The organism is Vibrio sp. 10N.222.48.A3, from assembly GCF_041475345.1.
GTDB classification, from domain to species: domain Bacteria; phylum Pseudomonadota; class Gammaproteobacteria; order Enterobacterales; family Vibrionaceae; genus Vibrio; species Vibrio tasmaniensis_A.
This window is the reverse complement of the sequence record NZ_JBFRVX010000141.1, coordinates 1-7,200: the sequence shown is the minus strand read 5'-3', so window position 1 is coordinate 7,200 and position 7,200 is coordinate 1. Positions and strand designations below refer to the sequence as shown.

General features: G+C 43.8%; 7 protein-coding genes and 1 pseudogene. 5 read left to right on the top strand and 3 right to left on the bottom strand.

The window, feature by feature from the left end:
- A pseudogene (locus tag AB4653_RS05270) lies at window positions 1-228 on the bottom strand (DNA helicase IV); the annotation flags it as partial.
- A gap of 177 nt (window positions 229-405) precedes the next feature.
- Here AB4653_RS05270 and yccS point away from each other — a divergent pair.
- From yccS to AB4653_RS05245, 5 genes are all read left to right on the top strand, one after another.
- The gene (yccS, locus tag AB4653_RS05265; protein WP_009845575.1) at window positions 406-2,592 is read left to right on the top strand and encodes a YccS family putative transporter; all 2,187 of its coding nucleotides are present in this window, start codon (window positions 406-408) and stop codon (window positions 2,590-2,592) included.
- A 352-nt stretch (window positions 2,593-2,944) separates the two neighbouring features.
- Window positions 2,945-3,106 carry a hypothetical protein gene (locus tag AB4653_RS05260; RefSeq protein WP_009845576.1) on the top strand — a complete coding sequence of 54 codons (162 nt, stop codon included), beginning with the start codon at window positions 2,945-2,947 and terminating at the stop codon, window positions 3,104-3,106.
- Window positions 3,107-3,227: 121 nt separating this feature from the next.
- Window positions 3,228-3,548 carry a hypothetical protein gene (locus AB4653_RS05255; protein ID WP_009845577.1) on the top strand — a complete coding sequence of 107 codons (321 nt, stop codon included), beginning with the start codon at window positions 3,228-3,230 and terminating at the stop codon, window positions 3,546-3,548.
- Window positions 3,549-3,715: 167 nt separating this feature from the next.
- On the top strand, window positions 3,716-4,975 hold the full coding sequence (locus AB4653_RS05250; RefSeq protein WP_009845578.1) for a hydroxymethylglutaryl-CoA reductase: 1,260 nt from the start codon (window positions 3,716-3,718) through the stop codon (window positions 4,973-4,975).
- A gap of 53 nt (window positions 4,976-5,028) precedes the next feature.
- Complete coding sequence (locus AB4653_RS05245; RefSeq protein WP_009845579.1) at window positions 5,029-5,940, top strand: LysR family transcriptional regulator; 912 nt, start codon at window positions 5,029-5,031, stop codon at window positions 5,938-5,940.
- A 27-nt stretch (window positions 5,941-5,967) separates the two neighbouring features.
- On the opposite strand, the gene AB4653_RS05240 is transcribed toward AB4653_RS05245, so the two are convergent.
- Window positions 5,968-6,882 (bottom strand): YjjW family glycine radical enzyme activase, encoded by a 915-nt coding sequence (locus tag AB4653_RS05240; protein WP_050395117.1) that lies wholly within the window; start codon window positions 6,880-6,882, stop codon window positions 5,968-5,970.
- A 49-nt stretch (window positions 6,883-6,931) separates the two neighbouring features.
- A partial coding sequence (locus AB4653_RS05235; RefSeq protein WP_372103500.1) for a glycyl radical enzyme domain-containing protein occupies window positions 6,932-7,200 on the bottom strand: 269 nt, incomplete at its 5' end.

Below are 7,200 nucleotides of genomic sequence, written 5' to 3'. Positions count from 1 at the left end.
GCCTTGGACTAACCAGCTTCGCTGTTTGCCATCTTGTTGATTAGCAAAAAACTGCAACGATCCCCAAAACAATCCGCGCTTTATCGCGATCTTGCCACTCCAAATAGTGAAAGGGATACGTTCTTCACTGCCTACTGAAGATAACAGCAGGCGTGGACCATCAAGCTCAACTTGATGATATTCATTTTGAATAAAAAACTGTGCAGTCTTATTAGCGCTTAGCTGCATTGGAGCGTGCTCTTTAATTGGGAATATTGAATTTATATCATGATGCAGTGAGAATTAATAATGTCTCACTGCTTATCGACGCTTTCATGACCACCTAGGGGCAATTATGGATAAGTATCAAATTCTTGTGCTTGATTTCTGTTAGGATTATGGTTTTAGTGTGTCAAGTGAGCGACTGTGGACTTCTCAGCAAAACTACGCCTTTATTGGGCGAATAAAACCATAAATTACAGCGTATTAATTCTCATCACTCTGCTCGGTGTTGTAGTACCTGCTTGGTATTATGGTCAAAACACACTGATCACACCATTAATTTTAGGGGTTATTGCTGCGGCTCTTGCTGAAAGTGATGATAGCTTTACCGGACGTTTGAAAGCACTCACGCTAACCTTTATCTGTTTTGCCGTTGCAGCCTTCTCTATTGAGATTCTCTTCGATACGCCTTGGCTGTTCGCGATAGGGCTTTTCGTTTCAACCTTCTCTTTTATTATACTTGGGGCAATTGGCCCTAAATATGCCAGTATCGCATTTGGATCATTACTTGTGGCTATCTACGCCATGCTTGGGGCTCACGAGAGCACTAACCTTTGGTTTCAACCTCTACTATTGTTAACGGGCGCAGCTTGGTACTACTTCATGTCGATGATTTGGCAGATCGTATGGCCGATGCAACCAGTGCAGCAAAACCTAGCAACAGTATTCGATCAAATCGGCAATTACATCGGCTCTAAAGCAGAGCTCTTCTATCCAGTTTCAGATTTGATTCCCCAACCACATCGCATTATTGAAGCCAAACTCAATGCTAGCACTGTTAACGCGCTCAACATGTGCAAAGCAACGCTACTCAACCGCTCTAAGCGCGGACACATTGACGGACCGAGTGACCGATTCCTTAATACTTACTTCATCGCACAGGATATTCATGAACGCGTAAGCTCCAGCCACTACCGTTATCAAGAGCTGGCAAAACACTTTGAGCGATCAGACGTTTTATTTCGATTTAAGTATCTGCTCGAAGCCCAAGCTAAAGCTTGTAAAGAAGTAGCAAGCTCACTGAAGGTTGGCGCTGAATACCAACATGGCGAAAAATCTGTTCTGGCACTGGATGAACTGATGTCTTCACTTAATCATCTGCATCAACAGAACAACCCAGAATGGAAATCACTGCTCAACCAGTTGGATTACTTATTTAATAACCTAGCTACCGTCGAAAAACAGCTATCAAATATAAGTAACCCAGATGCAGAAAAACTAGAAGAAGGCGTACTGGACGATACCAACCCTCATACTTTGACGGCGATGTGGCATAAGATCAAAGCCAACTTGAACACCGACTCAATGCTATTTCGTCATGCAATTCGTATGGCGATCACTTTGACGATCGGTTACGGAATTATCCAAGGTTTTGAGATTGAAAGAGGTTATTGGATTTTGCTAACAACACTGTTTGTGTGCCAACCAAACTACAGTGCAACGCGACAAAAGCTGACGGCTCGTGTCATTGGCACCGTCGCAGGCTTGTTGATTGGAGTACCGTTGTTGACCTTTTTCCCATCTCAAGAGAGTCAGCTGGTATTCATTGTGGTCAGTGGCGTGATGTTCTTCGCTTTCCGTATCAATAACTACGGTTTCGCGACCGCCTTTATCACACTGCTTGTGCTCTTTTGCTTCAATCAATTAGGGGAAGGCTACGCAGTTGTATTGCCAAGACTAGCAGATACCTTCATTGGCAGCGCGCTCGCTGTTTTAGCGGTTAGCTATATTTTACCGGACTGGCAATCAAAACGACTTCACAAGGTGATGGCAGATGCGCTTGATTCCAATAAAGATTATCTCGCTCAGATCATTGGCCAATACCGTGTAGGCAAAAAAGACAGCCTTAGCTATCGTATTGCACGCCGCAGTGCACATAACAATGATGCAAATCTGACTGCCGCTGTTAGTAGCATGCTGGTTGAGCCGGGTAAGTATCGTACATCTGAAGATGAGAGCTTCCGATTCCTAACACTCAATCATGCACTACTCAGCTATATCTCTGCTCTGGGAGCTCATAGAACACGTATCGATGACGAAGCAACACACAAACTGGTACTAGACGCACACAGAGTAATACACGAGCATCTCGACGCTCTCAACGACCAGCTGTTTTGTCATCAAGAACAATGCGAAGTAAAAAACGCTTACGATCCTGAACTTGATAAGCGTTTAAGTGAATGGAGAGAAGAGGATGAGAGCTCTGTTAGAATGGTTCTACAACAGCTACATTTGATTTATCGAATGCTTCCAGAACTGCATACCTTAGCCACAAAATTTGCAGTTAAAGTTAAGATTGAAAAGCCGCTTGAAAAAGAAGTTTCAAGATGAAAAACAAAACAACAGTAAAAACAAAAAGACAACGAAGCTGCTCATTTTTTGAACACTTCGTGTGTTTGTACATTGCTCTACCAAAAGGCTCATCTAGGTAGAGCAACCACTTGCCTACCCTTTATCTACAAGGGCCGTTCAAATCTTACACGCATGTAAACTTGCTGACTTTGATTGACTCATCCATAACTTTGCCTAACATTCCTCGGACAAAAAACAACCAAAGGGATCTATAGTTGTCTTAGTTTTAGGAAACTTCAAACTTCATTTAATATTCACTTAATCTTGTTTGATTTATTGAATCAGTAAGCTATGCTCTATTGAGCATATGGATTTGAACTAAGGTCTCATTATGAATACACAGCAATTTGAAGCATTTAAGCAGAAAATACAGCTCCTTAACCCGCAGCAATTGAAAGCACTTCAAGGTGAAATAGACGAAAACCTTGAAACAGATCAACCTTCTCTTTTGACAGATGAAGAGTTAAACGTACTGAATGAGTTGTTCAATTAATAGACTAATGTCACTATTTTAGCTTAAATCCACCTGATCTTAGTAATTTGTAGCCGTTCTCCATTGCACTCAAAATATCGTCCGCCTAGACTCATTTCATACGTCAATAAAAGGTTCTGCTATGTCGATATCTGGTATTCAATCTGGTTACGCCATCATTCAGCAGTCAACCAACATGGCTGAAGAAGCCGCTATCGAGCTTAACCAAAACTCCAAACACTCTCCAAAAACCAACGACACTTTCCAAACTAGCGATTTGAGCTTCAATCAAATAGAACCTGAACAACCCATTTCGTTTAAAGAGAAAGAGCCTGAACCAGCTTCTTCCTCTACTGAAGCGTTATTAAAGCTGACACAGAGCGCAAATTACAACCGTGTTGGTGCGAGTGTGGTTGATCGTCAAAACGAAGCCATTGGTAGCCTTCTCGATATCCATATCTGATTCGAGCTACTATTTATCGATTTGATGGTTACCCTCTTTTTGACTAACAAATGGCTCTAAATCCATACAAACTGTAACTCATTATATCAGGCACTTGTTTCTGGTTTATTACTCGGTAGAATCAGCGCAAATCAATTTTGCTGCACAAACTTTACTTCATACTATTTATGCCAAAACTAAATCTGCATCGCCGTGACTATGTTTCTATTTTAGGAGGCGACATCTCCGCAGACGAATTAGAAAAGAAGCTCCAGCCTCATTTTGATAAGCCAGTGAATAAACTGACTCCGAGCCCTTACCTGACTGAAAAAAACCTTACACGTCGCTGGGCGGCTCTCGATAATGCAGACTCGCAGCAAGAACTGCTCGACCCTCATACTCAAAGGCAGATTCAGGCTTATGAGAAAAACATAGAGCACTTTATTGGCACGGTAAAAGTCCCTGTTGGTATATCTGGCCCTTTAAGAGTCAATGGCCTGTTTGCTAAAGGCGACTACCTAGTCCCACTTGCAACCACTGAAGCGGCGCTTGTCGCGTCGTATAACCGTGGTTCAAAGCTGATCACAGCTTGTGGTGGTGCAAGTGCAATGTTGCTCAATGAAGGCGTAACACGCACTCCTGGTTTCGCATTCCAAGGATTAGTTGAAGCAGGACAGTTTGTAGCATGGGCAGTGACCCAGTATGACCAATTTAAAACCTTAGCTGAATCAACAACGTCGCACGGCAAACTTACCGACATCAATGTCAACATCGAAGGTAACCATGTTTACTTGGTGTTTGAATTTCTAACCGGAGACGCTTCTGGTCAGAATATGGTAACTATCGCGACCAACGCGGTATTTGAGTACATCATAGAAAATACGCCGGTTAAGCCCGATCATGCTTTCCTTGATGGCAACTTATCAGGCGATAAGAAAGCCAATACACAAACCTTGCGCAGCGTTCGTGGTAAAAAAGTCACAGCCGAGGTCAATATCTCTGCTGAGCTTGTCGCTAAGTACCTCCACACCACACCAGAGAAGATGGTGCAGTTCGGACAAATGACCACAGTCGGTGGCGCTCTAAGCGGTACGATTGGTATCAATGCTCATTATGCCAATGCACTTGCTGCACTCTACATTGCTTGCGGTCAAGACGCGGCGTGTGTTGCTGAGTCTGCGATTGGTATGACTCGTATGGAGCTCAACAAAGAAGGTGGTTTGTACGCGAGTGTAACGCTGCCTAACTTGATGTTAGGAACAGTCGGTGGCGGTACTGGCCTACCAAGCCAAAAAGCGTGTCTCGATTTACTAGGGCTACACGGCAACGGTAAATCACAAGCCTTAGCTGAGGTTTGTGCGGCTTTATGTTTGGCGGGTGAGCTATCGATTGTAGGCGCATTCTGTGCGGGTCACTTTTCGCGCGCTCATCACAAGTTAGCGCGCTAGTTTCTGTTATAAAACCTTAAACCGACCGTTGTCACGCATTGAGTGAGTTGTGTATGGATTACTTACATTTATCGCGAGTGAGCCTTAAACACCTCACTGCGCTTCATATTATGCTGAACACCCACAGCGTCACTCAAACGTCAGAGCAACTCTTTGTCAGCCCTTCGAGTGTGAGTAAGACATTGTCTCAGCTGCGTGACATCCTTAATGACGAACTTTTCTATCGAGACGGCACCAAGCTGATCCCGACTCCCTTTGCCCTGAAAATAGCGCCCACTGTTCACGCGATTCTTTCCAGCATGAACGGGTTACTTCACCAAAAGAGTTTTACTCCTCAGGAGTATCAAGGCAGCTTTTCACTTTCGATGCGTGAAAGTACCTTCGAAGTGTTTGCCTCGAAGATCAGCAAAATCACCACTGAACTTGCACCAAAAGCCAAACTTAATATCTATTCGAAACAGGAGCTTGGATTCGATGCTTTGCTCAGTGGTAAGGTCAACTTGATCCTGTTGCCACACGATATCTCACAACCCCCAACGGATAATAAAGAGCTGGTGTGGGAAACGATTCTTCCTGATGAAATGGTTTGTTTGATGGGCGCTCACCACCCTCTCGCTCAGCAAGAACTAACAGTTGAAGGCTATTTAGACTACAAACACATTGGTATCTTAGATAACGAACTGTCTAAGCCTTACTTTGAGCAAAACTTAGTGCAATGTCATAAGCCTAGAGATATGGCGATATCGGTAGCGGACTTTGGCGCGGCGGCGGTGTTATGTCACCACACACCTTTCTTGTTCACTTGCTCAAAACAATGGGCTGAGCATGCCAAACAAGCACAAGGCTTGGTAAGTAAACCGCTTCCTTTTGATTACGGAAAAGTGGCGTATAGCTTGGTGTGGAACAAGCCAAACATGAATGATCAGGCGATCAAATGGTTGTGTGACTTGTTTTTAGAAGCCTAACTCTTTTCGCATTGATGACCGAAAATATTAGGTATAAACCTCAGGTGTTTGCATTGGCCTTTGAACAATTAAGTAGAGCTTATCGTGAAAGCTCTGCATTTGTTGTTCGGTGCATTTAGGCCACTCTAAAGCTTCGCCAATTACCCCATGATGTTGAAACGCATTTAACCGAATTCGAACATCACTTGGCAAACCCTTCAAGTAATACCCGACCTGCTCTACCTCGATATCTAGGTCACTTTTATTAGGAATATGCAGTAACCGAACTTCATGTAATCTGCCTTTATCAGCTAAGTAGTTAATGGTTTCAAACACTCGATGGTTCCCTCTACCCACTAACCATTGATGCGTTTCAGATTGCCATGATTTTAGGTCGATCATCGCACCATCAAGGTAAGGTAATACCTTATCCCAACCTTGCTGTGTCAACGAGCCATTACTATCAATAAAACACGTTAAGTGTGCCAATTGCGGATCGCTTTTGATCGCCTGAAATAGCTCGACGATAAACGGCAATTGCATGGTCGCCTCGCCACCCGAAACGGTAATACCGCTCAGGAAGAATTGATTGTGCCTAACCAGTTCAAGCACATCTGATACCGTCATCGTGGTGATTTTGGGGCTAGACTTATGATCACAGATATCGACGCACTGATCGCAGTTGGTACACGCTAACGGATCCCACTTCACTTTGCCTTCAATAAGACTCAGAGCACTGCTCGGGCAGCCACTCACGCAGTCTCCACAATGGTTACAGTGGTTGATGGTGTGTGGATTATGACAAGTGATGCAATCGAAATTACACCCCTGTAGGAACAGCACCAAGCGATTTCCTGGTCCATCAACACAAGAAAAGGTCAGCACACGGCTGACCTTCGCTTGTTTTTCTGTCTTATTATTTTTAACCCTAGCCATTTGAGTTGTTAGATCAGAAATTTTCATAATTCACATTGTTCGTATTCGAGAAACACATAACATGCGTACGTTAAAGCTATTCGTATGTCGGCGACATCTCTAAGCTCGCTACGCGTGGTTTACGCTCTAGTATGCCCGTATTTTTTGCAGCTTCAGCACCAAGGAAAGTGGTATTGGTGCGTGAACCTTGCTCGTCATATTTGGCAATGTCAGACAGCTTAATCATATAACCTGTCACACGAACCAAATCGTTCGATGCTACGTTAGCGGTGAACTCACGGTAACCCGCTTGAATCGCCCCTTTGCACAGGTTGAACATCGCTTCTGGATTGGACTTCACCGTTT

Bases quoted from the DNA above. Each gene is read 5' to 3' on its own strand.
- AB4653_RS05260 (WP_009845576.1), top strand. From the start codon at position 2,945: ATGAATACACAGCAATTTGAAGCATTTAAGCAGAAAATACAGCTCCTT.
- AB4653_RS05255 (WP_009845577.1), top strand. From the start codon at position 3,228: ATGTCGATATCTGGTATTCAATCTGGTTACGCCATCATTCAGCAGTCA.
- AB4653_RS05250 (WP_009845578.1), top strand. From the start codon at position 3,716: ATGCCAAAACTAAATCTGCATCGCCGTGACTATGTTTCTATTTTAGGA.
- AB4653_RS05245 (WP_009845579.1), top strand. From the start codon at position 5,029: ATGGATTACTTACATTTATCGCGAGTGAGCCTTAAACACCTCACTGCG.
- AB4653_RS05240 (WP_050395117.1), bottom strand. From the start codon at position 6,882: ATGAAAATTTCTGATCTAACAACTCAAATGGCTAGGGTTAAAAATAAT.